Annotated in this window: 22 protein-coding genes; 17 read left to right on the top strand and 5 right to left on the bottom strand. The window is 31.2% G+C overall.

All coding sequences use genetic code 11. The features are described from left to right. Positions 1–10: 10 nt before the first annotated feature. Positions 11–712, bottom strand: a complete 702-nt coding sequence (locus AC5M21_RS04850; RefSeq protein ID WP_008787551.1) for a GntR family transcriptional regulator — start codon at positions 710–712, stop codon at positions 11–13. A 252-nt stretch (positions 713–964) separates the two neighbouring features. Here AC5M21_RS04850 and AC5M21_RS04855 point away from each other — a divergent pair, with 252 nt between their 5' ends. From AC5M21_RS04855 to AC5M21_RS04870, 4 genes are read left to right on the top strand one after another with little or no spacing between them, the layout of a single operon-like run. Continuing rightward, positions 965–2,077, top strand: a complete 1,113-nt coding sequence (locus AC5M21_RS04855; RefSeq protein ID WP_008787552.1) for an amidohydrolase/deacetylase family metallohydrolase — start codon at positions 965–967, stop codon at positions 2,075–2,077. Beyond that, the gene (locus tag AC5M21_RS04860; protein ID WP_008787553.1) at positions 2,077–3,195 is read left to right on the top strand and encodes a DgaE family pyridoxal phosphate-dependent ammonia lyase; all 1,119 of its coding nucleotides are present in this window, start codon (positions 2,077–2,079) and stop codon (positions 3,193–3,195) included. The genes AC5M21_RS04855 and AC5M21_RS04860 overlap by 1 nt, the downstream gene beginning before the upstream one ends. Beyond that, complete coding sequence (gene dagF, locus AC5M21_RS04865) at positions 3,188–3,922, top strand: 2-dehydro-3-deoxy-phosphogluconate aldolase (protein ID WP_008787554.1); 735 nt, start codon at positions 3,188–3,190, stop codon at positions 3,920–3,922. Before AC5M21_RS04860 ends, dagF begins: the two co-directional genes overlap by 8 nt. 9 nt (positions 3,923–3,931) lie before the next feature. Next, the gene (locus AC5M21_RS04870; RefSeq protein ID WP_017143895.1) at positions 3,932–4,924 is read left to right on the top strand and encodes a sugar kinase; all 993 of its coding nucleotides are present in this window, start codon (positions 3,932–3,934) and stop codon (positions 4,922–4,924) included. 406 nt (positions 4,925–5,330) lie between these two features. On the opposite strand, the gene AC5M21_RS04875 is transcribed toward AC5M21_RS04870, so the two are convergent. Then, positions 5,331–5,525, bottom strand: a complete 195-nt coding sequence (locus AC5M21_RS04875) for a hypothetical protein (protein ID WP_017143894.1) — start codon at positions 5,523–5,525, stop codon at positions 5,331–5,333. Between the two features lie 859 nt (positions 5,526–6,384). On the opposite strand from AC5M21_RS04875, the gene AC5M21_RS04880 reads away from it, so the two are divergent. Both AC5M21_RS04880 and AC5M21_RS04885 read left to right on the top strand, forming a co-directional pair. Beyond that, a complete protein-coding gene (locus AC5M21_RS04880) occupies positions 6,385–7,785 on the top strand; it encodes a 6-phospho-beta-glucosidase (protein ID WP_008787556.1) in 1,401 nt (466 codons plus the stop codon). Positions 7,786–7,932: 147 nt separating this feature from the next. Then, positions 7,933–8,244, top strand: coding sequence for an ATP-binding protein (locus AC5M21_RS04885; protein ID WP_008787557.1), 312 nt, complete (start codon positions 7,933–7,935; stop codon positions 8,242–8,244). A gap of 103 nt (positions 8,245–8,347) precedes the next feature. On the opposite strand, the gene AC5M21_RS04890 is transcribed toward AC5M21_RS04885, so the two are convergent. Next, a complete protein-coding gene (locus tag AC5M21_RS04890) occupies positions 8,348–9,130 on the bottom strand; it encodes a MurR/RpiR family transcriptional regulator (protein ID WP_008787558.1) in 783 nt (260 codons plus the stop codon). Positions 9,131–9,358: 228 nt separating this feature from the next. Here AC5M21_RS04890 and AC5M21_RS04895 point away from each other — a divergent pair, with 228 nt between their 5' ends. The 11 genes from AC5M21_RS04895 to AC5M21_RS04945 all read left to right on the top strand — a co-directional run bounded on the left by AC5M21_RS04895 (position 9,359) and on the right by AC5M21_RS04945 (position 18,562). Continuing rightward, positions 9,359–10,708: a PTS sugar transporter subunit IIC gene (locus AC5M21_RS04895; protein WP_008787559.1), complete on the top strand. Its 1,350-nt coding sequence runs from the start codon at positions 9,359–9,361 to the stop codon at positions 10,706–10,708. A gap of 15 nt (positions 10,709–10,723) precedes the next feature. Continuing rightward, complete coding sequence (locus AC5M21_RS04900; RefSeq protein WP_008787560.1) at positions 10,724–11,677, top strand: GNAT family N-acetyltransferase; 954 nt, start codon at positions 10,724–10,726, stop codon at positions 11,675–11,677. Beyond that, positions 11,667–12,338, top strand: coding sequence for a PIG-L deacetylase family protein (locus AC5M21_RS04905; RefSeq protein WP_008787561.1), 672 nt, complete (start codon positions 11,667–11,669; stop codon positions 12,336–12,338). Before AC5M21_RS04900 ends, AC5M21_RS04905 begins: the two co-directional genes overlap by 11 nt. Positions 12,339–12,356: 18 nt before the next feature. Continuing rightward, entirely contained in the window at positions 12,357–13,433 is a 1,077-nt protein-coding gene (locus tag AC5M21_RS04910) for a MupG family TIM beta-alpha barrel fold protein (RefSeq protein ID WP_008787562.1), read from the top strand. Beyond that, positions 13,417–14,319 (top strand): N-acetylmuramic acid 6-phosphate etherase, encoded by a 903-nt coding sequence (murQ, locus tag AC5M21_RS04915; RefSeq protein WP_008787563.1) that lies wholly within the window; start codon positions 13,417–13,419, stop codon positions 14,317–14,319. Before AC5M21_RS04910 ends, murQ begins: the two co-directional genes overlap by 17 nt. 57 nt (positions 14,320–14,376) lie before the next feature. Beyond that, positions 14,377–15,483: a metallophosphoesterase gene (locus AC5M21_RS04920; RefSeq protein WP_017143893.1), complete on the top strand. Its 1,107-nt coding sequence runs from the start codon at positions 14,377–14,379 to the stop codon at positions 15,481–15,483. 24 nt (positions 15,484–15,507) lie between these two features. Next, positions 15,508–15,915 (top strand): hypothetical protein, encoded by a 408-nt coding sequence (locus AC5M21_RS04925; RefSeq protein ID WP_017143892.1) that lies wholly within the window; start codon positions 15,508–15,510, stop codon positions 15,913–15,915. 9 nt (positions 15,916–15,924) lie between these two features. Then, positions 15,925–16,152 (top strand): DUF1653 domain-containing protein, encoded by a 228-nt coding sequence (locus AC5M21_RS04930; protein ID WP_008787566.1) that lies wholly within the window; start codon positions 15,925–15,927, stop codon positions 16,150–16,152. A gap of 114 nt (positions 16,153–16,266) precedes the next feature. Further along, entirely contained in the window at positions 16,267–16,887 is a 621-nt protein-coding gene (locus AC5M21_RS04935; RefSeq protein WP_008787567.1) for a TetR/AcrR family transcriptional regulator, read from the top strand. Beyond that, on the top strand, positions 16,884–17,768 hold the full coding sequence (locus tag AC5M21_RS04940) for an ABC transporter ATP-binding protein (protein ID WP_008787568.1): 885 nt from the start codon (positions 16,884–16,886) through the stop codon (positions 17,766–17,768). The genes AC5M21_RS04935 and AC5M21_RS04940 overlap by 4 nt, the downstream gene beginning before the upstream one ends. Continuing rightward, complete coding sequence (locus tag AC5M21_RS04945; protein ID WP_017143891.1) at positions 17,765–18,562, top strand: DUF2705 family protein; 798 nt, start codon at positions 17,765–17,767, stop codon at positions 18,560–18,562. The genes AC5M21_RS04940 and AC5M21_RS04945 overlap by 4 nt, the downstream gene beginning before the upstream one ends. Positions 18,563–18,634: 72 nt before the next feature. Here the strand turns inward: AC5M21_RS04945 and AC5M21_RS04950 are convergent, their stop codons facing one another. Further along, entirely contained in the window at positions 18,635–19,447 is an 813-nt protein-coding gene (locus tag AC5M21_RS04950; protein ID WP_008787570.1) for a purine-nucleoside phosphorylase, read from the bottom strand. Between the two features lie 61 nt (positions 19,448–19,508). After that, positions 19,509–20,027, bottom strand: a complete 519-nt coding sequence (locus AC5M21_RS04955; protein WP_008787571.1) for a ferritin — start codon at positions 20,025–20,027, stop codon at positions 19,509–19,511. Positions 20,028–20,031: the final 4 nt, after the last annotated feature.

Consider the following 20,031-nt stretch of genomic DNA (forward strand, 5'->3'; position numbering starts at 1 on the left):
TTCAGTATGACTAAACATCATACTGAATTTGATAACTATGAATTCTTGTATTGTATCTTGCATATGAGACTTCAACAACTTTTTGATTAATATCATGTGATATTCTTTTTCTTCCAAGGACTGGTCCTTTTTCTAGATTAAGCCCCTCTAATATACGAACTGGAGGAAACTCAACAAGAAAGTCATCATGAAAATGAGCAATAAAATAGTGATTCTTATAAAGGAACATATACAATGAAAAATCATTATGATTCTTAATAACAGGGATTTCAATATCACCTGGTAAATAATGTGTCAGATGGATATAAGGTTGTCCATCTAGATAGTAAAAGCGAGTAATTTCTAGACTTTTCCTCCCAAAATAAGGAAATAACTCATGTTGAGGATCTAATGAAATATATTCAAATTGTGTATTTTCCTTTGTCACTTGATATCCTTGCTGTTTTAAAAGATTAGCAAAAGAATAACCATTTGATAATTTATTGAAAATGCTATTGCTTATAACGGTTGTGCCTTTACCACTTTGTTTTGAAACATAACCGTCTTTTTCTAAAAGGTCAATAGCTTTTCTTATTGTAATTTTACTAACATTAAAGATTTTTTCAAATTCAGTCTCAGTGGGTAATAAACTATTTATAGGGTAGACACCATTAATAATTGAATCTTTAATGGTTTCCATAATAGAGTAATATAAAGGTGTTTTTTTATTCATATATAAGACTCCTTTCAGTCATTATTTGAAGATCTATTGATACAGATAAATGACTCATTATTGTATTTATCATAACATAATCAAATAAAAAAATCAAAGTGCATAATGAATAAGATTTAATGATATAATGTTTATAAATTGATAAGTATAAAAATTTCAATTTTCATGAATGAACATTTTGTTTGATAACTGTGATTTGATTGAAGTGTATTCATGAAAGTGTTAAAATTTTTTTAGGAAAGAAGGTTGAGCATGAATAAATTTATGATTGAAAATGCAAGACTTGTAGATGGCAGAATTGTGAGTATTTTTGTTCAAAATGGTGTCATTCAACAAGTTGCTTCTTCTATAAAGGTAGACAATGAGACTCAGGTTATTCATTTAGATAATGAGAGTTATGTAAGTGCTGGCTGGATAGATACTCATACGCATTGTTTTGATAAGTTTGAACTCTATGCTGATAATTGCGAAAGTATTGGCTATAAAAAAGGTGTAACAACTGTGATAGATGCAGGAACATCTGGTGCAGATAATGTTGATGAGTTTTATGATAGTGTAAAAAATTGTAAAACACATGTATATTCATTATTAAATATCTCTAAAACAGGGCTATACGCACAAAATGAATTGGCAGATATGCGACATGTTGATAGCGATGCTTTTATGCAGGCGTATCAAAAACATCCCCATTTTATTATTGGTGTGAAGGCCAGAATGAGTAAGAGTGTTGTTGAAGAAAGTGGTGATTTGCCTTTATTTGAAGCGTTAAAAATTGCTGAACAAACAAAGCTGCCATTGATGGTGCACATTGGAACTGCACCTTCAAAACTGGAGACAGTTTTAGCGAATATCAGAAGCGGGGATATTGTCACTCATATTTTCAATCCGAAAACGAATGGTATTATTCAAGATAGTCACATTAAAGAATGTGTATTTGATGCTTATCAAAGAGGTGTGTTCTTTGATTTGGGTCATGGTACAGATAGTTTTTCATTTGATGTATTAGATAAGGCGAATCAAAATGATCTAAAAGTTCACAGTATTAGCAGTGATATTTATTATCGTAATCGTCAAAATGGGCCTGTTTATGATCTTGCGACGACAATGTCAAAACTTTATAGGAAAGGATATGATTTGAAGGAAGTTATAGCTTGTGTGACAAGCCATCCTGCAAAAATGTTGAATTTATCACATCTTGGTCGGATTGAAAAAGGCTATTGTGGTGAGTTTACAATATTTAAGATTATTCATAAAAATAAAGAATTGGTTGATTCGACTGGAAAGAGAATCATTGTATCCGAGTATATTCAACCAGTTGCAGTGATCATACGTAACGAATATATTCAACTTGAGGAGGATTGTTAATGGAAGATATATATGAAAAATATCAAGTTAAACAAGTTATTAATGCTTCTGGGAAAATGACAATTTTAGGTGGTTCACGAGTCAGTGAAGATATTTGTCAGCAGATGAATATTGGTGCATCACATTTCTTTGAAGTTAAAGATCTGTTGGATAAAACTGGCAATTATTTAGCAGCGCTTATTGGTGTAGAATCTGCTTATATTGTCAATAGTGCTTCTGGCGCTATTGCCCAAAGTGTTGCTGCCTGTGTATCAAGAGGTAAGCTACAGTACATCTTAGATATTTATAATCCTGAAAACAAAAAAAGAGAAGTTATTATTTGTAAAGGGCATAATGTTGATTATGGAACACCTATTGAAGTGACGATTGGAATGGGTGGAGGACATGTTGTTGAAGCTGGTTATGCAAATAAATGTACATTAGAACATATTGAAGCAAAAATCAATGAAAATACAGTTGCACTTATCTATGTGAAGTCTCATCATTGTGTTCAAAAAGGTATGCCGGATATGAAAGCATTCATTGAGTTAGGTCATCGTTATCACTTGCCTGTGATTGTCGATGCGGCTGCTGAGGAAGATTTAAAGGTTTATGACAACTTAGGAGCAGATGCTGTTGTTTATAGTGGGACAAAAGCTTTTGAAGGTCCGACTTCTGGTTTACTGATTGGGAAAAAGGTATTTATTGATCAAGTGAAAAAACAAAGTCAGGGGATTGGCCGTGTCATGAAAGTAGGCAAAGAGAATATTTTAGGCTTGACTTATGCGATTGAAAAATATTTATCAAAAGAACATTTGACATTACAACAACAATCTCAACGTTTAGAAATATTTAACCAAAAACTAAATGCCAATGATGGCATATCGGCACGGATTATACAAGATGGTGCTGGTCGTCTGATTATGAGAAGTGAAATAACGTTTGATGAGAAGAAATTGTCTAAGAATGCACTGCAGATTGCACAGGCATTAAAAGAAGGAGAACTTCATATTTATACGCGTGATTATCGTGCCAATGAAGGAAAAATAGAAATTGATATAAGAGATGTCAATGACCAAGAATTAAATATGATTTATGAAAAAATAGTGAAGATTATTGGAGGTAGAAAAGATGAATAAAACTCCTCATTATTTAAATGACAAGATATGTTTAAATGTTTTGGCAAATTCATTAGAGAATGCCAAAGCAATTTATGAAGCAGCAGAGGGACATGTACTTGTTGGCTTGCTTTCAAAGAATTATGAAACAGTTGAAGCGGCTATAAAAGATATGAAAACTTATGCTGAAACTATTGATAATGCTATTTCAGTTGGATTGGGTGCGGGTGACCCTCATCAATGGAAAATGGTTGCTGAAATTTCAAAAGACATTCAACCCCAACATGTCAATCAAGTGTTCACTGGTGTTGGATATACACGTGCATTGCTAGGGCAAGATGAAACAATTGTTAATGGATTAATTTCTCCAAGTGGAACAGCAGGATTGGTTAAAGTGTCTACAGGACCTTTAAGTTCTTTAGATAAACCAGCTCTTGTGCCTGTTAAAACTGCGATAGATATGTTAAAGGATATGGGCTGTAGTTCGGTTAAGTTTTTTCCCATGAAAGGTCTATCAACAAAAGAAGAATATCGAGTAGTTTGTGAGGCTTGTGCAGCAGAGGACTTTATGATGGAACCTACTGGAGGTATTGATTTAACAAATTTTGAAGAGATTTGTCGTATTGCGCTTGAGGCAGGGGTGAAAAGAATTATTCCTCATGTCTATACTTCTATTGTAGATAAAGAAACTGGTGAGACAAAGAGAGAAGATATTCAAACTTTATTAGAAATCATGAAAAGATTATAGGTGATGACAATGAAAATAATAGCATTTGGAGAAGTCATGATGCGTATGATGCCACCAAATTATAAAAAATTATCTCAAGTTGATACATTGGAATTCTTATATACTGGAACAGGAGTTAACGTTTTATCAGGATTATATCAAATGGGGCATGAGGTATATTTAACAACACGTTTACCTGATAATATTGTAGGGCAAGCAGCGAGCGCACATATTCGTAAATTGGGTATTCATGATGACTATGTTTGTTATGGAACAAATCATATTGGTATTTATTTTTTAGAACAAGGAATTGGTAATCGTGCAAGTCAAATCACATATCTTAATCGATTGGATAGTTCTTTTGGTAAAAGTCAAATCTCTGATTATGATTTTTCCTGTTTAGATGGAATGGATGCTTTGCATATATGTGGCATTTCATTAGCGCTCCGTGAAAATCTAAGAGAAGTTGCATTTGCATTTGCAAAAGAAGCAAAGAAAAGACATATTAAGGTCATATTTGATTGTAATTTTAGACCATCATTATGGACAGGTGAGCATGATGAAATAAAACATATTTATGAAGAGATGCTCAATTTAGCAGATATTGTTTTTGCTGGCTATAAAGATGCTACCCTTCTATTACATAAACAAGTTGATCAATCTCTCCCTTATGATAAACAACTTAGAAATATTCTTATGCAAATGTGTCAGGATTATCATATAGAATTTATTTTTGGAACCATTCGTAAAGATGAAGAGTTAACAGGATATATGGTGACTTCAACAAAAATGGTGATGAGTCCAAAAATGAGATTGACTGTTTTCGATCGTGTTGGTGGTGGTGATGGTTTTGCAGCAGGAGCTATCGATGGTTATTTAACACATATGGAGCCACAGGAATTAATTCATTATGCAACAGCAAGTGGTGTTTTAGCTCATACGACATATGGGGACAGTCCAGTTGTTTCTAAAGAGGAGATTATTGATTTTATGAAAAACGGAAAAAGAGATATCAAAAGATAAAATGTATTAAATCTTAATGTAAATAGTTAAAACAAGGCTTATTTAGTAGGTATGCACATTATTTGGCATCAATTGCCTAACATCAAAGTGTTTGTAGAAAAGATTGCTAAGGAAGTAATCTGATTCTAATGTTATGAAGAAGTTGATATAAGAAATTTCCTCAGTATAAAATCCTTATCTGTTCAATTTAAATATGTAGATATGAAAAAAGCCTAGTCAAAATGATTAGGCTTTTTTGAAATTGAGTCTAAGAAGTTACTAAAAATATTTAATTCATTTATAAGCAAAGTGTACACTTCATTATAATATTTGTATGCATACCCACTTGTTGTATATGATATGGCACAGGTCTTAAGTGATTGCTGAGTAGTAATCTCTTGAACTCAATATCAATATATATGAAATATTAGATACTGTCCCAAAATTTTACATATGCAACTGATGCAGCTATTGTAAAAGAGAAAATGACTGCAATATAATATGTGATATAGATTATCCCTGCATCATGCAAGATAGAACTTGGAACAGGTAACATAAAAACTATAATAGGAAACAAAATTATAGATGCCATATAGCCAATAAATAAATATATTTTCTTCATGGTAATCCCTCCTTTGTAACATTAAATGTGGCTGCATATTACAATTATTTTAAATGTCTTTATCTATTTTTAGTTTAACATCAAAAATGCTAATTTGCAATGAGTTGTGTTCAATATTGAATCTATTTAAATCAAAATTGTTTTTTGTTAAACGTATAATAAAGTAGTGATAAAATAAATAGATGAAATACTTACTTTTTCTATTTTGACGAACTAAGTTTTAATTATATAGAAGTGAAACAACTGAGATAATGCTCGAAAAAATATTTTTGAAAAGCATACTGCGATTTTAGGGATTTTATTGAAGATTTCTAAAAATATAATAATCTGTCCTATAATCAAATCTAAGAATCTTTCTTTTAATTACAGCCAAAAGTGAAAATGGTAGGTATATTTATTGGCAATTTTGAGGAGATGCTAAAATATAGTGGATAGGTAGAGAGAATTCAGGATTGAATAACATTATTGTCTATATTTCTCCAATTATTATCTATTTTCCATTTATGTTACTTCATTAAACGTATTTTTGCTTTTTGTTATAATAGCGTTGAATGTAACTGTAAAAATAGAAAAGATTAACAAAACAAAGGATTGTAATTGTTGTGGAAGGGTAGATATAGAAAAATGTCTCATTAATTATCATGAAATAATACAAGTATTTATATATTCAGATTCTATAGTATTTCTACTCATGTGACATATAGTCACAATCTAATTGTTTCTAAAGAGGAAATTATTGATTTTATGAAAAACGGAAAAAGAGATATCAAAAGATAAAGTTTTTTCAATAAGTGAAAATAATGTGCAAAGTGATGTGATTTTGACTATACTGTAAGTGTAAAAACAAGGAGGACGAATAATGGAAAAGAAACCTGTAAAAATTGTTACAATTGGTGGAGGAAGTAGTTATACTCCAGAATTAATGGAAGGATTTATCAAAAGATATGATGAACTTCCAATCAGAGAAATTTGGTTAGTAGATATTGAGGACGGTAAAGAAAAAATGGAAATCGTTGGAGCTATGGCTCAACGTATGTGGGATGCATCTCCTTATGATGTGAAAGTTCATATGACTTTAGACAGAAGAGAAGCATTACCTGGTGCTGACTTTGTGACAACTCAATTCCGTGTTGGTTTATTGAATGCTCGTATCAAAGATGAAAGAATTCCTTTCTCTTATGGAATGTTAGGACAAGAAACAAATGGTGCTGGAGGAATCTTTAAAGCCTTCAGAACAATTCCAGTTATCTTAGGTGTTGTTGAAGATATGAAAGAATTATGTCCAGATGCATGGTTAATCAACTTCACAAATCCTAGTGGAATGGTTACAGAAGCAGTTATGAAATATGGAAAATGGGATAAAGTTATTGGATTATGTAATGTACCAGTTGGTGCAATGATGAAAGAACCAGAAACAATTGGAAAAACATTAGATCAATTGACTTATAAGTTTGCTGGATTAAATCATTTCCATTGGCATAAAGTTTATGATGAAAATGGAAAAGAAGTGACTCAAGATATTATTGATGCAATGTATGAAGGTAAAGATGGTGGATTACCAGCTAACATTCATGACATCCCATTCTTCAAAGAACAATTAGATACTATGAAAATGATTCCTTGTGGATATCATAGATACTATTATCGTCAACAAGAAATGTTAGCACATGGATTAGAAGAATACAGTGATCCAGAAGTGGGAACACGTGGACAACAAGTGAAACAAACAGAAGCAGAATTGTTTGAATTATATAAAGATCCAAACTTAGATCATAAACCAGAACAATTAGCAAAACGTGGAGGAGCTCATTATTCAGATGCAGCATGTGAAACAATTGCATCAATCTATTCAAATGCCAATAGACACATTGTTGTCACAACAAAGAATAATGGAGCAGTACCAGATTTACCAGCAGACTGTGCAGTAGAAGTCTCTGCATATATTGGATCAACAGGAGCAAAAGCAATCGCTTTTGGAGAATTACAACCAGCTGAAAAAGGATGGTTACAATGTATGAAGAACATGGAACACTGTGTTGAAGCAGCAGCAGTGACAGGAGATTATGGAATGGCATTACAGGCATTCATCTTAAATCCACAAATCCCTTCAGGTGAAAATGCAAAACGAGTGTTAGATGAATTATTATTAGCACATAAGAAATACTTACCACAATTTGCAGAAAAGATTGCAGAATTAGAAGCAGCAGGTGTCACTATTAAAGATGATGTTGCAAGAGAAATTACTGAAAAAGGACTATAAGAAATAGTTATTTATAGGATATGAAAGATACTTCATTAAGAGGTATCTTTTTTTACTATTATTTTTCTTGACGATTTTATTGCTTTTTCATGTCTTTTTGTAGCTAATTATATTAATGGGAGGTTAAATGAGCCTGAGATATATAATTTGGAATATTCAACTGAAGAAAGAGTTTTCGAAACTGATAAGAAAATACCTAATGATAATTATCTAAGAGGGAGTAAAAGAGTTGTTTTTGAAATTATTAATGATTTCCTTCTAGGAAATCAGGCTGTACAATTAGATGAAGTTCTCGTTGGAAAACTATTTAATCGTTTCTATACTGTGACTACAGCAAAAAAATCTACTGGTTTAGGATTATCGATTGCCAAAGGATTAACTGAACAAATGAATGGCAAAATAACGGCTTCTTATAAGGAGGGAAGTTTAAGTATTCATTTATTATTTCCTTTAATATAACGTTTATATTTGCAAATTCTACAATAAATAAGGATACTTTTATTACAGAAGTATCCTTTTGCTTGTAGAAAATTTCTAATTATAATAGATATTTATGTTGAAATTAAATCTTATGACTATCTTGTTCTCTTAAATGTGATGCTAAGTTATTAATAATAAGGTCTATTGTCAAAAAGACAAGGGCTTGAGAATCAACAAAGATATTCTTTTTATCAAGCTGAAATGCTGGTAAAATGAATGCCAAATCAATTTTATTTTTATTGCGATAATGATCATTTTGTGTAATCAATACAGTGTGGCTTTGACTCTCTTTAGCATAATGAATAGAATCTTTAATGACAGTTGTTTCAGCTGAAAGGCTTAAGAATACATTTAAATCCTTATCTGTTGACATCGTTGCTTTTTCAGTAAAGATTCCTGAATCAAAAACAGGTTCTGAATCAATGCCAAGACTTGCTAAACGATATGAAAAGTATTGTGCTGAAAGGCCTGTTTCATGAACTCCAAATATTTTTATTTTTCTAGCATCTATCATCAGTTGAGAAAATTGATCTAAAAATTGAGTGCTTAATAAGTGAGGTAATTTATTCATTTGTTCTGTATATAAGTCAACAATTGTTTGTGTTTTAGCAATCTCACCTTCAGTAATATGTATAATAGATTGTAAATATCTAGAGACTTCATATTTGAATTCACTATAACCTTGGAATCCACATTTTTGGCAGAAACGCAATAAAGCAGATTTAGATACTTTACATTTTTCTGCAATGGTTGATATTGGATATGAAGAAATATCATGAAGATTTGAAAGAATGTAATCCATGATAATTAATTCTGATTTTGTAAATTCATCTTTATGTAATTGAATATGTTGTATAGGTGTCATATAAACCTCCTTGTTTATACTTTGTTTTATTATACCATATTTTGGATAAGTATTAATGAAATTTTTTATTCTAAGAACTTTTTTGGTTTTTCTGGGAAAAGTTCCATAAATTTTAGAAAAAGTATTGTAAACGGTTTCTTTTGTGTGTATAATAAAATTAGTTCCAATGGAATTGACAAAAGTCCCAAAAACGATCGTTATACTGGATATGGAAAAAGGAGGATAAATATGGGTACTGAAACAAAGAAAATCACATTATTAGAGCGACTAACAGATTTTATCGAAAATAAGTTAGCTCCACCACTCATTCGCATTTCTCAAGTGAGATATCTACAGACTCTTCAAAGAACCTTTATGGTCATGATGCCATATATGATTCTTGGTGCAACCGCAACACTCATTCTCAATTTAGGTGGTTTATTTGCTGAAGGAACAGGGCTAAATATGCCTGAAGTTGCAGATATGATTAATGCAGTTATTGCGAATATACAGCCTGCATTGTTACAGATTGTGTTTGTAAGTATTAATCTTATGGCATTCTTATGTGTTGTTTTGAATAGTTATTTTTTAGGTGATTACTATAAAGACAAAGATAGTCAAATCAGTCCAATAGTTTGTGGTATTGTTGGTTTAATAAGTTTTCTTAGTTTTATAGATTTTACAACATTATCTGAAAACTTTGATTGGCCATCTTATATTTTAGGGGCACCTAGTTTATTTAGTGCAATTATTTTAAGTATTGTTTCTGTTGAAATTTATCGTTGGTTTATTGCAAGGAAAATAACAATCAAAATGCCTGCTGGTGTTCCACCAATGGTTGCTGATGCATTTACAAGTATTATTCCTGTCAGTGTTATTGTTATTCTTTCAGCTTTTGTTGGAAGAAATATTCCTAATATTCATTTTTTAACACTTATTAATGATGCGAGTTCTCATTTGGTTGTTGGAGGAAGTCATCCAATTGCACAGTTTATTGCCTTTGTATTAGATAGAATTTTCTGGTTTGTTGGTTTACATGGCTCTAATATTGTTGGGTCTATTATGACACCAATTTGGGAAACGATGATGGGTCAAAATCTTGCTGATTTTATGGCTGGTCAAGATATTACATATCTGTTTTCTTCATTATGGATTAATAGTTATGTTCGTTTGAGTGTTTTCCCAATTGCTGTTTTGTTAGTTATTTCAAAAGTCAAAAGATTTAAAGTTTTAGGAAAGTTATCTATTGCTGGTTCTATATTTAATATTGCTGAACCAATTATGTATGGATTACCTATTGTTTTAAATCCTTTAATGTTTGTTCCTTGGGTATTAGGGTTTGCTGTTTTATTTATCTTTAATGCAATTTTAACTGTTATTGGCATAGCACCTCCAATTGTTGCTAATGTTGTATGGACAATGCCAGTGCCACTTATGGCATTTATTGGCTCAGGATTTAATTTTGTGGCGTTGCTCATTAGTATTATGAATATGATTATTCTCTTCTTTATCTTCTTACCATTCTTTAAAGTTATGGAAAGACAAGAACTTGCTATTCAAAAAGCAAATGAAGAAGAAATGTTTATAGAAAATGAATAGAAAGGTGGGATAATAATGAATGTTCAAATTCAATCATTTCAAATGGAATATTTACAGCAGGTATTAAGATGTTGGAATGAAAACCTTATTTATGATTTGATAAATGAAGAAAGATTTACAGATATGATTTTATTAGATGATAATTTTGATCCTCAACTTTTAAAAGTTGCTATTGTTGAAGATAAAATTATAGCATTTTGCTTTGGCATTAAAAGAAAAATTCCTTATCTAGAAAGAGGATTAGAACCAACACGTGGCTGGATAAATATGATTGCAGTTGATGCTCATTTACGTCATCAAGGCATAGCTTCAAAACTTGTCCAATGCCTTGAGAAAGAATTTGAAAAACAAGGTGTTAAAGAAATAACATTATGTGCTTATAGTCCAAATTATTTTACACCTGGTATTGATATACGTTATCAAGAAGGATTGTTATTCTTTGAGAAGCATGGTTATCAATATCAAAATCAGGCAGTAAGTATGCAAAGAGACCTTTGGGATTTTCAAATGTCTGAAAATATAAAAACAAAACGTAAAGACTTAGAAACAGAAGGAATTCACATCATTCCTTATCAAAAGAAATATATGTTAAATTTATTGGATTTTGTGCTTAAAGAGTTTGGCTCTGGTTGGAAAAGAAATGTCTTAATGGCTATGCAAAAGAAAGAGGCTGAAAAAACAATTCTCCTTTGTATAGATCAAGATGAACATATTTTAGGTTTTTGTATGCGAAAGATTGATGGGAATGATGCACGATTTGGACCTGTAGGAATTCATGAATCATTAAGATCCAAAGGTATTGGAGGCGTTTTGTTTGAATGTATGATGTATGATATGAAATCTAGAGGTATTCCTTATCTGTACTTCTTATGGACAAGTGGTGCAGCACAAAGATTTTACGATCGTCATCAAATGAAAGTATTAAGAACATATCATTTATATAGAAAGGTTATTCAAGATGAAATATAATAGGATTATAAGTATTGGTGGGCATCATTTAGATGCAGAACTCATGGGTGGACCACTGATGATTAAATATGCTCAAAAAGGTGCTCATTGCACAATGGTTAATGTCACTGAAGGAAGATTAGAAGGCAATCAGGTCACTGAACAAGAAAAGTTAGCCTATCTGGAAAATATAAGAAAAGAGAATCAGTTAGTGGCTGAAAAGATGGGGTGTGATATTTATAATATGGGATACACATCTGCAACCGTACCAGCTCAAAATGAATTTATAAAAATTCTAAAAGCCTATATGAGAGAAGAAAAAGTTGATTGTGTAATTACACATTGGCGTGGAACGATGCACCCTCGTCACTACTATACATATGAAACAGTTACGCAAGCTGTTTTGCAATTGAGACAAGAAGGTCATTCTATTCAATTGCTGTATGGTGAAAATTGTGAAGATCTGATAGGATTTATTCCTACATGCTATGTTTCACTAGATGATATTATTGTTGAAACTTGGTTTAATGCTTTGAAAAACTATACTATTTTTAATGGTCAAGTGAATACTGTCCCTTATCAGGAATATTATCAGGCTCAGTTAAAAGTTCGAGCTATAGAAGGTGGATGTCCTCATCCTGTTAAAGCTTATATGCATGCTCCGCTTTTTGATAATGAATAAGTAAAGGAGAATATAAATATGTTAGGAATTTCAGTATATTTTCAAGATTTAGATGAGCAGTATATTAAAACTTGTGCCCAAATAGGTATTCAATATGTCTTTACATCTTTACATATACCTGAAGAAGATTATAGTCAATTAGATAAAAAACTCCCTCAATTTATTTTACTTTGTCAAGATTTAGAATTGAAAATTGTTCCTGATGTATCTCCTGTTACTTTTGAAAAATTAAACTTAAAGTTAGGTGATTTTTCTGCATTGAAGCAGATGGGCATTCAGGCTTTAAGATTAGATTATGGATTTGATGATATAGAGAATATAAAACAATTATCAAAAGACTTTGAGATTATATTAAATGCGAGTGTTGTTAATGAATCATTATTAATAGAAGCAGAGAAGTCTGGTATTCAACTTCATCAATTCATATTATCACATAATTTCTACCCTAAGACTCATACGGGTTTATCAGTAGAGACATTTCGAGAAAAAAATGCTCTCTTTCATAAATATGGTTTAAAAATACAGGCTTTTGTTTGTGGTGATGACTTAAAGAGATTTCCTTTATATGAAGGATTACCTACATTAGAAAAACATAGGGATATACATCCCTATGTTGCTTCTCTTGAATTAATGAAAAAATATCAGATAGATGATATTATGATAGGTGATAGCCGAATTCAATATGAAACATTGAAATATATCAAAGATTATATGGAGCATCATATATTGACATTAAAGGTTCATCTTGATGAAAGATATAAACATTATTATAACCAAATATTGACATGTCGAGATGATTTGTCTGAAGCAGTCATTAGACTTCAGACGCCAAGAGTCAAAGATATTGATATTTATCATAATGATAGAAGGAAAAAAGGTGATATCACCATTGACAATCATCTTATGGGAAGATATTGTGGAGAAGTTCAAATCTTAAAATGTGATTTGCCAAGTGATGCAAGAGTCAATGTGATTGGGTTTGTTCATCCTGAGTATGTAGAAGCTTTAGAGTCTATTGATGGAAGTACATCTATTCGTCTTGTTCCATTATCTACAATGAAAGAGAGGTATAATCACTATGAAAGTGAATCTTAAACAATTAACAACTGAACAAAGAAATCCTCATACATTTTCATTGGACCAGATGAGTATTCGGGAATGTCTGGAAATTATGAATGAGGAAGACTGCCAGGTTCCTTTATGTGTAAAAAAAGAAATTGAGCATATTGAAATCGCTATTCAACATATAATATCCGCCTTACAAAGAGGAGGTAGACTTATCTATATAGGAAGTGGAACAAGTGGAAGACTAGGGGTGTTGGATGCAGTTGAATGCCCACCTACCTTTTCTACAACATATGAAGTCCAAGGTTTGATTGCTGGTGGTGAGACTGCATTTGTCAAGGCACAGGAAGGTGTGGAAGATAGTTTTGATCAAGGTCAAAAAGATATTGCTCATGCTCATGTGACAGATAAGGATGTTGTGGTGGGGATTGCAGCAAGTGGAAGAACGCCTCATACATTAGGGGCATTAACAAAAGCAAAAGATTTAGGAGCCTATACAGTTGCGGTGGCTTGTAATCATCAAAGTGCAATTGGAAAGATTGCCGATATAGCAATTGAGGTTGAAACTGGACCTGAAGTTATTACAGGTTCAACACGTTTAAAAGCAGGAACTGCTCAAAAACTTGTTTTAAATATGTTATCAACTGTTTCTATGATTGGGATAGGAAAAACTTATCAAAACTTAATGGTTGATTTACATGCATCAAATGAAAAACTCATAGAAAGATCAATACAAATGATCATGGAAGCATGTGAATGTGATTATGAATCAGCAAGAGATGTTTTTCTAAAATCTGAGCAAAAACCTAAATATGCTATTGTTATGAAACTTTTAAATTGTAATATTGAAGAAGCCAAAAGAAGATTATTAGAAAATAAATCTTTTGTTTATAAAGCAATAAACGAGAAGTCATAAAAAATTGTATTCATCATTTTCATAAATAGTGTATACTAATACTAAGGAAGTGATATGATGATAACTCCAAAACATATAAAAAAGAGTATAAAAGGTGATTATCGTTTGATTGTTATAAGCGATATTCATGGACACTTAGATCGATTCAAAGCACTTCTACAAAAAGTCAAATACACACCAGATGATTATTTAATTATTTTAGGTGACTTTGTAGAAAAAGGTGATCAAGTTATAGAGACAATCCATTATGTTAAACAATTAAGTCAAAACAAAAGAACTTTTGTACTTGCAGGGAATTGTGAGTGGGCACTTGATGCATTGTTAACAGTTCCAGAACTGGCAGGGCAAATCCCTCAATACTTAGAAAGAGTTTCTACAAATGGATGTATTCGAGATGTCTATCATCTACTTCATTTAGATGACGGTAGTGAAACAATGCTTGGTGTTCAAAAGAAACTCGCAGAGTATTTAAAAGAAGAAATTCAATTTATTTCTCATTTACCAGTTACATTAAAATTCAATCAATTTATATTTGTTCATGCTGGTGTAGAAAAAAGAAAAGATTATCAAGAGAGTTCATTATCTTCTTTATTAGAGATGCAGTATTTTTATGATGAAGGACATATATTAGATGAAACAGTTATTGTTGGACATTTGCCAACTTCCAATTATTTTGCAGACCATATATGTAATGATATTATTATTGATCAAAAGAAAAAGATCATTTGTATAGATGGTGGAACAGGAGTTAAAGCAGTTTCACAGTTGAATGCTTTAATTATTGAAAGTCAAAACAATCAGATTCAGTATACATGTGAACATGTTCAGCCATTACCAATTTATTGGATTATTGAAGATGTTTATGAACCAATGGAATATGTTCATAAAATAGGTTATCCTCATTTTGAAGTCAAGGTTGAAAAAAGTGGGTCACAATTTTCTGAATGTTATCAAGCTGAAACCCATCAAAGATTACTTATTAAAAATGAATTTTTATATCAGAAAAAAAATAAAACATATTGTTTAGATGATTATACGGATTTTATGATTTCTGCTTTATCAGGAGAATATGTTAAACTTTTAGGTGTCTATGATGAATATGCATATGTTATTTATAAAAATCAAGTTGGCTGGATAAAGTATGAATATTTAAAAGCAATATAAGCCATACTATAAATGGTGATAGATATGAATAATGATACATGTATAGAAGAATTAATTAATGGTTTAAATATGGGAAAGATTGCAATTGATCATTTGGTTGATAAGATTGAGAACAGAAAGTTGAAAGAAATTGCTGTTCATCAAAGAAAAAATTATGATGATTTAAAAGAAAAAATTATGCAGACATTTCCTCATACAGAAGATGAAGTGAAAAATAAATTTATGTTAGAATCAATGATTGAAATGAAAACTATTTTAAGTGATGATGCTAAAATAGCAAAAATGCTAACAGAAGGTAGTAATCAAGCTATTATGACAATGACTCATCTTTTAAATAAAGAGGAGAATGTTGATCCAAAAATCAAAGCTTTTGCTGATGATTTTGAAGATATTTCAAAAAGATATATAGAAGAATTAAAAGAGTTTTTATAGGAGAAACCAATGCAGGAAGTTCATGTGGGGAAAGTTTATAAACATTTTAAAGGTCATCAATATTTGGTTTTGTGTATAGCAATGCACACAGAGACAAATGAAACAATGGTCATTTATCAAGATCTTCATGATCAAGATAAAATATATGCAAGACCATATGATATGTTTATATCAAAAGTAGATAAAGAAAAATATCCATATATACAACAGATTTATCGTTTTCAAGAGGTACTCTAGAGTACCTCTTTTGTTTATTTCGTGAAGAGATGGGGTTGTAAAAAATAGTCAATGAAGTACAATAAGAATTGACTAGAAGAGTTTGACTCATTTGGTTAAAGGGGGGGATCATTTATGAATGAGAAATTTCTTGAATTACCAAAAGAAAAACAATTGAAAATTATTAATGCTGGTATGGAATATTTTGGTAAGTATGGATATAAAAGTGCAAGTACTGATGATATTGCAGCAAGAGCAGAAATATCAAAAGGATTGTTATTTTATTACTTCCATAACAAAAAAAGCTTTTACTTATATTTATATGATTATTGTGCAGAATTGATGCTGGATTATATTAATAGTAGTAGAATTCAAGAAATTACAGATTTTTTTGATATTATGGATTGTGGTGCAGCATTAAAAATGAGAATGATTGTAGATTATCCTTATCTAATGAGCTTTGTTATGAAGGCTTATTATTCACAAAAAGAGGCGGTCACTGAAGATATTAATCATATGATTGAAGAAACAATTTCAACAACATTTGATATATATTTTAAAAATACAGATTGGAGTAAATTTAGAGACGAAATTGATCCACAGCAAATCTATCAAATGTTATTGTGGATGATAGATGGATATATGCTGGATAAACAAAGAACACAGCAAGATATTAGTGTAGAAGATATGTTAGTTGATTTTAATAGTTGGAAAAATATGTTTAAAAAGATGTGTTATAAGGAGGAATATTTATGAGTGTAATAGAAGTCAATGGAATCACTAAAGACTATGGCAATCATCAGGGTGTCTTTGATGTGAATTTTACTGTAGAGAAGGGTGAAGTCTTAGGGTTCTTGGGACCAAATGGGGCTGGGAAGACAACAACAATCCGTCAATTAATGGGATTTATTAAACCAGATCAGGGAACTGTTCATATACAGGGGATGGATTGTTTTAAAAACGCTCCTGAAGTTCAAGCGCAATTAGGTTATTTACCTGGAGAAATTGCCTTTATGGATGATATGACAGGAATGGATTTTATTGAGTTTGTAGCAAATATGAAAAATATTCAAGATATGAGTAAGGCCAAGGAATTAATAGAATTTTTAGAATTGAATCCTAAAAATAAAATGAAGAAAATGTCTAAAGGAATGAAACAAAAGATTGGTCTTGTGATTGCATTTATGCAAGATGCACCCATTTTGATTTTAGATGAGCCTACAAGTGGATTAGATCCATTAATGCAAAATAAATTTGTTGAACTGATTCATAAGGCAAAAAAAGAAGGTAAGACAATTTTAATGTCATCACATATTTTTGAAGAAGTAGAGCATACTTGTGATCGTGTTGTCATTATTAAAGAAGGTGAAATTGTAGCAACTGAAAAGATGGAAGATTTAAGACATAGTCGTCGAAAATATTATGAGATTTGTTTCCATGATGTGAAAGAAGCAACTTTATTCCATCAACAATATCCTGAGAGTCAAGTCAGAGATACCGTTGTCTCACTTTCTCTTCAAGGAAGTGCAGATACTTTAATCAAAGCGTTATCACAGTATACTATTGATGATTTGAGTGTAAGGGTACAATCACTTGAAGAGTTATTCTTACATTATTATGGAGGGAATCAATCATGATTGGGACATTATTAAAAAAAGAATTCAAGGCTAATCTTCTTATCTTAATAATTTTTATGGCATTATTATCGATGTATTCAGTTATTATTGTGGCTATGTATGATCCAAAACTTGGTGAAAGTATGAATATGTTAGCTAAAAGTATGCCAGAAATCTTTTCTGCTTTTGGAATGTCAAATCCAGGAACAACTCTTTTAGATCTAATTACGAATTATCTTTATGGATTTATTTTGATTGCAATACCTTTTGTCTTTACAATTATTATGTGTCAGCGTTTAGTTGCACGTTATATTGACAAAGGTTCTATGGCGTATTTATTAGCAACACCAAGAAGTCGATTCAGTGTTATCATAACCCAACTTATTGTCTTATTAGGGGGATTATTGATTTTAGTTGTCTATGTCACTGGGCTTATATTAATGAGTGGACAGATTATGTTTGATGAACTTATTCCTTTAAAAGAGTTATTGACATTGAATTTAGGGTTATATGCTTTACATGCATTTCTTGCGACTATGTGTTTTCTATTTGCTTGTAGTTTTAATGAAACAAAGTTTTCTATTGGTATTGGTGCAGGACTTGGATTGGTATTTATTCTTATCCAGATGTTATCACAAATTGGAGATAAAATGGATTTCTTAAAATATTTAACACCATTAACCTTGTTTGATGCCACAGGATTAACTGGTTTTGATTCAATGGCACTTATCAATATAGTCATCTTGTTTGTAGCTGCGATTCTTATGGCTATCATTGCATGTCGTATTTTTCAAAAACGTGATTTGCCATTATAAGATTTATAAATAAAAACATAATTGTAAACATAACAAAAGGACTTTACATCTGAAGATGCAAGGTCCTTGTTTTTACATATCTTTAATAATTTGTTTTGTTAATTTGACAAGATTGACTTCAGCTAAGTTTGCAGCTTCCATAACTTCTTTATGGTCTAATTCATTTGCACCAAGCCCAGCAGCTTTATTCGTCACTAAAGAAATACCTAAGGTTGTCATTCCTGAATGTCTAGCAACGATTGCTTCTGGAACAGTTGACATTCCAACCATATCAGCACCAATCACTTTCAGTGCTCTAATTTCAGCAGGTGTTTCAAACATTGGTCCTTTAAAGAAACAATAAACACCTTCTTTTAAATTCACATTTGTTTTTTCAGCAGCATTTTTTGCAATCTGTCTTAGATCTTTTGAATAAACTTCTGTCATATCTTTAAAACGAGGACCGAATTCATCTAAATTTGGACCACGTAAAGCACTTGGTGCCATAAATCCAATATGATCAGTAATCAATGTAATTTGTCCTGGGTTTAAATCTTCTCTGATACCACCACAAGCATTTGTTACAAACAGATATTGAATACCTAGTTTTGCAAAAACACGGATTGGTAAAGTCACAATATCCATATCATGCCCTTCATAATAATGGAAACGACCTTTCATAGCACAGACAGTTTTACCAGCAATTTTCCCAATATAAAGTTTTCCTTCATGACCTGGAATTGTTGATTTGGGAAAGAAAGGAATATCCTGGTAATCAATAACAATAGGGTTTTCAATTTCATCAGCTAATGGTCCTAAACCTGATCCTAAAATAATTGCAATGTCAATAGGTTGACTATATTGTTCGAAAATATACTTATAAGCTTCATTAATTTTATTGTACATATAAATCCTCCTTACTCATTATTATATCAAAGTCTATACCAAAAAGAAAAGACCTTTTGGTCTATTCAGTAACTAATATAGAGCTTTGTGTATAAGTTCTTTGCATAAGTTCATTGTTTAAAGAATAAAGAGATTTTGGATCATGACCAAATAATTCAAATTGAGTTATAAGTTCAGTTGCATTTTTTTCTTCTTCACCTTGTTCACTCACATACCAGTCAAGGAATTTCATGGTACGATAATCTTTCACACTATGAGCAGCGTCATATATGTTGTGAATTAAACTTGTCACATATTGTTCGTGTTCTAAACCATATTTAAGAGCATCATCAAGTTTATCAAGGACTTTATCAGGTTTTGCAATTGCTGATAGAGTCACTTCATAATCATTATCTTGTAAGTACTGCAAAATCCCCATCGCATGATCCATCTCTTCTTTCGCTTGCACATTATACCAGTTGGCATAACCATTTAAACCTTTATGCGTATAAAAATTTGCAAAATCCAAATACAAATAAGCTGAATACATTTCTTTGTTGATTTGATCATTTAAAAGATCAGCAACTTTCTTATCTAACATTATT

Source organism: Coprobacillus sp. (assembly GCF_984815275.1).

Excerpts from the sequence above, each read along its gene's own strand:
- AC5M21_RS04850 (WP_008787551.1), bottom strand. The coding sequence starts at position 712 with ATGAATAAAAAAACACCTTTATATTACTCTATTATGGAAACCATTAAA.
- AC5M21_RS04855 (WP_008787552.1), top strand. The coding sequence starts at position 965 with ATGAATAAATTTATGATTGAAAATGCAAGACTTGTAGATGGCAGAATT.
- AC5M21_RS04860 (WP_008787553.1), top strand. The coding sequence starts at position 2,077 with ATGGAAGATATATATGAAAAATATCAAGTTAAACAAGTTATTAATGCT.
- dagF (WP_008787554.1), top strand. The coding sequence starts at position 3,188 with ATGAATAAAACTCCTCATTATTTAAATGACAAGATATGTTTAAATGTT.
- AC5M21_RS04870 (WP_017143895.1), top strand. The coding sequence starts at position 3,932 with ATGAAAATAATAGCATTTGGAGAAGTCATGATGCGTATGATGCCACCA.
- AC5M21_RS04875 (WP_017143894.1), bottom strand. The coding sequence starts at position 5,525 with ATGAAGAAAATATATTTATTTATTGGCTATATGGCATCTATAATTTTG.
- AC5M21_RS04880 (WP_008787556.1), top strand. The coding sequence starts at position 6,385 with ATGGAAAAGAAACCTGTAAAAATTGTTACAATTGGTGGAGGAAGTAGT.
- AC5M21_RS04890 (WP_008787558.1), bottom strand. The coding sequence starts at position 9,130 with ATGACACCTATACAACATATTCAATTACATAAAGATGAATTTACAAAA.
- AC5M21_RS04895 (WP_008787559.1), top strand. The coding sequence starts at position 9,359 with ATGGGTACTGAAACAAAGAAAATCACATTATTAGAGCGACTAACAGAT.
- AC5M21_RS04900 (WP_008787560.1), top strand. The coding sequence starts at position 10,724 with ATGAATGTTCAAATTCAATCATTTCAAATGGAATATTTACAGCAGGTA.
- AC5M21_RS04905 (WP_008787561.1), top strand. The coding sequence starts at position 11,667 with ATGAAATATAATAGGATTATAAGTATTGGTGGGCATCATTTAGATGCA.
- AC5M21_RS04910 (WP_008787562.1), top strand. The coding sequence starts at position 12,357 with ATGTTAGGAATTTCAGTATATTTTCAAGATTTAGATGAGCAGTATATT.
- murQ (WP_008787563.1), top strand. The coding sequence starts at position 13,417 with ATGAAAGTGAATCTTAAACAATTAACAACTGAACAAAGAAATCCTCAT.
- AC5M21_RS04920 (WP_017143893.1), top strand. The coding sequence starts at position 14,377 with ATGATAACTCCAAAACATATAAAAAAGAGTATAAAAGGTGATTATCGT.
- AC5M21_RS04925 (WP_017143892.1), top strand. The coding sequence starts at position 15,508 with ATGAATAATGATACATGTATAGAAGAATTAATTAATGGTTTAAATATG.
- AC5M21_RS04930 (WP_008787566.1), top strand. The coding sequence starts at position 15,925 with ATGCAGGAAGTTCATGTGGGGAAAGTTTATAAACATTTTAAAGGTCAT.
- AC5M21_RS04935 (WP_008787567.1), top strand. The coding sequence starts at position 16,267 with ATGAATGAGAAATTTCTTGAATTACCAAAAGAAAAACAATTGAAAATT.
- AC5M21_RS04940 (WP_008787568.1), top strand. The coding sequence starts at position 16,884 with ATGAGTGTAATAGAAGTCAATGGAATCACTAAAGACTATGGCAATCAT.
- AC5M21_RS04945 (WP_017143891.1), top strand. The coding sequence starts at position 17,765 with ATGATTGGGACATTATTAAAAAAAGAATTCAAGGCTAATCTTCTTATC.
- AC5M21_RS04950 (WP_008787570.1), bottom strand. The coding sequence starts at position 19,447 with ATGTACAATAAAATTAATGAAGCTTATAAGTATATTTTCGAACAATAT.
- AC5M21_RS04955 (WP_008787571.1), bottom strand. The coding sequence starts at position 20,027 with ATGTTAGATAAGAAAGTTGCTGATCTTTTAAATGATCAAATCAACAAA.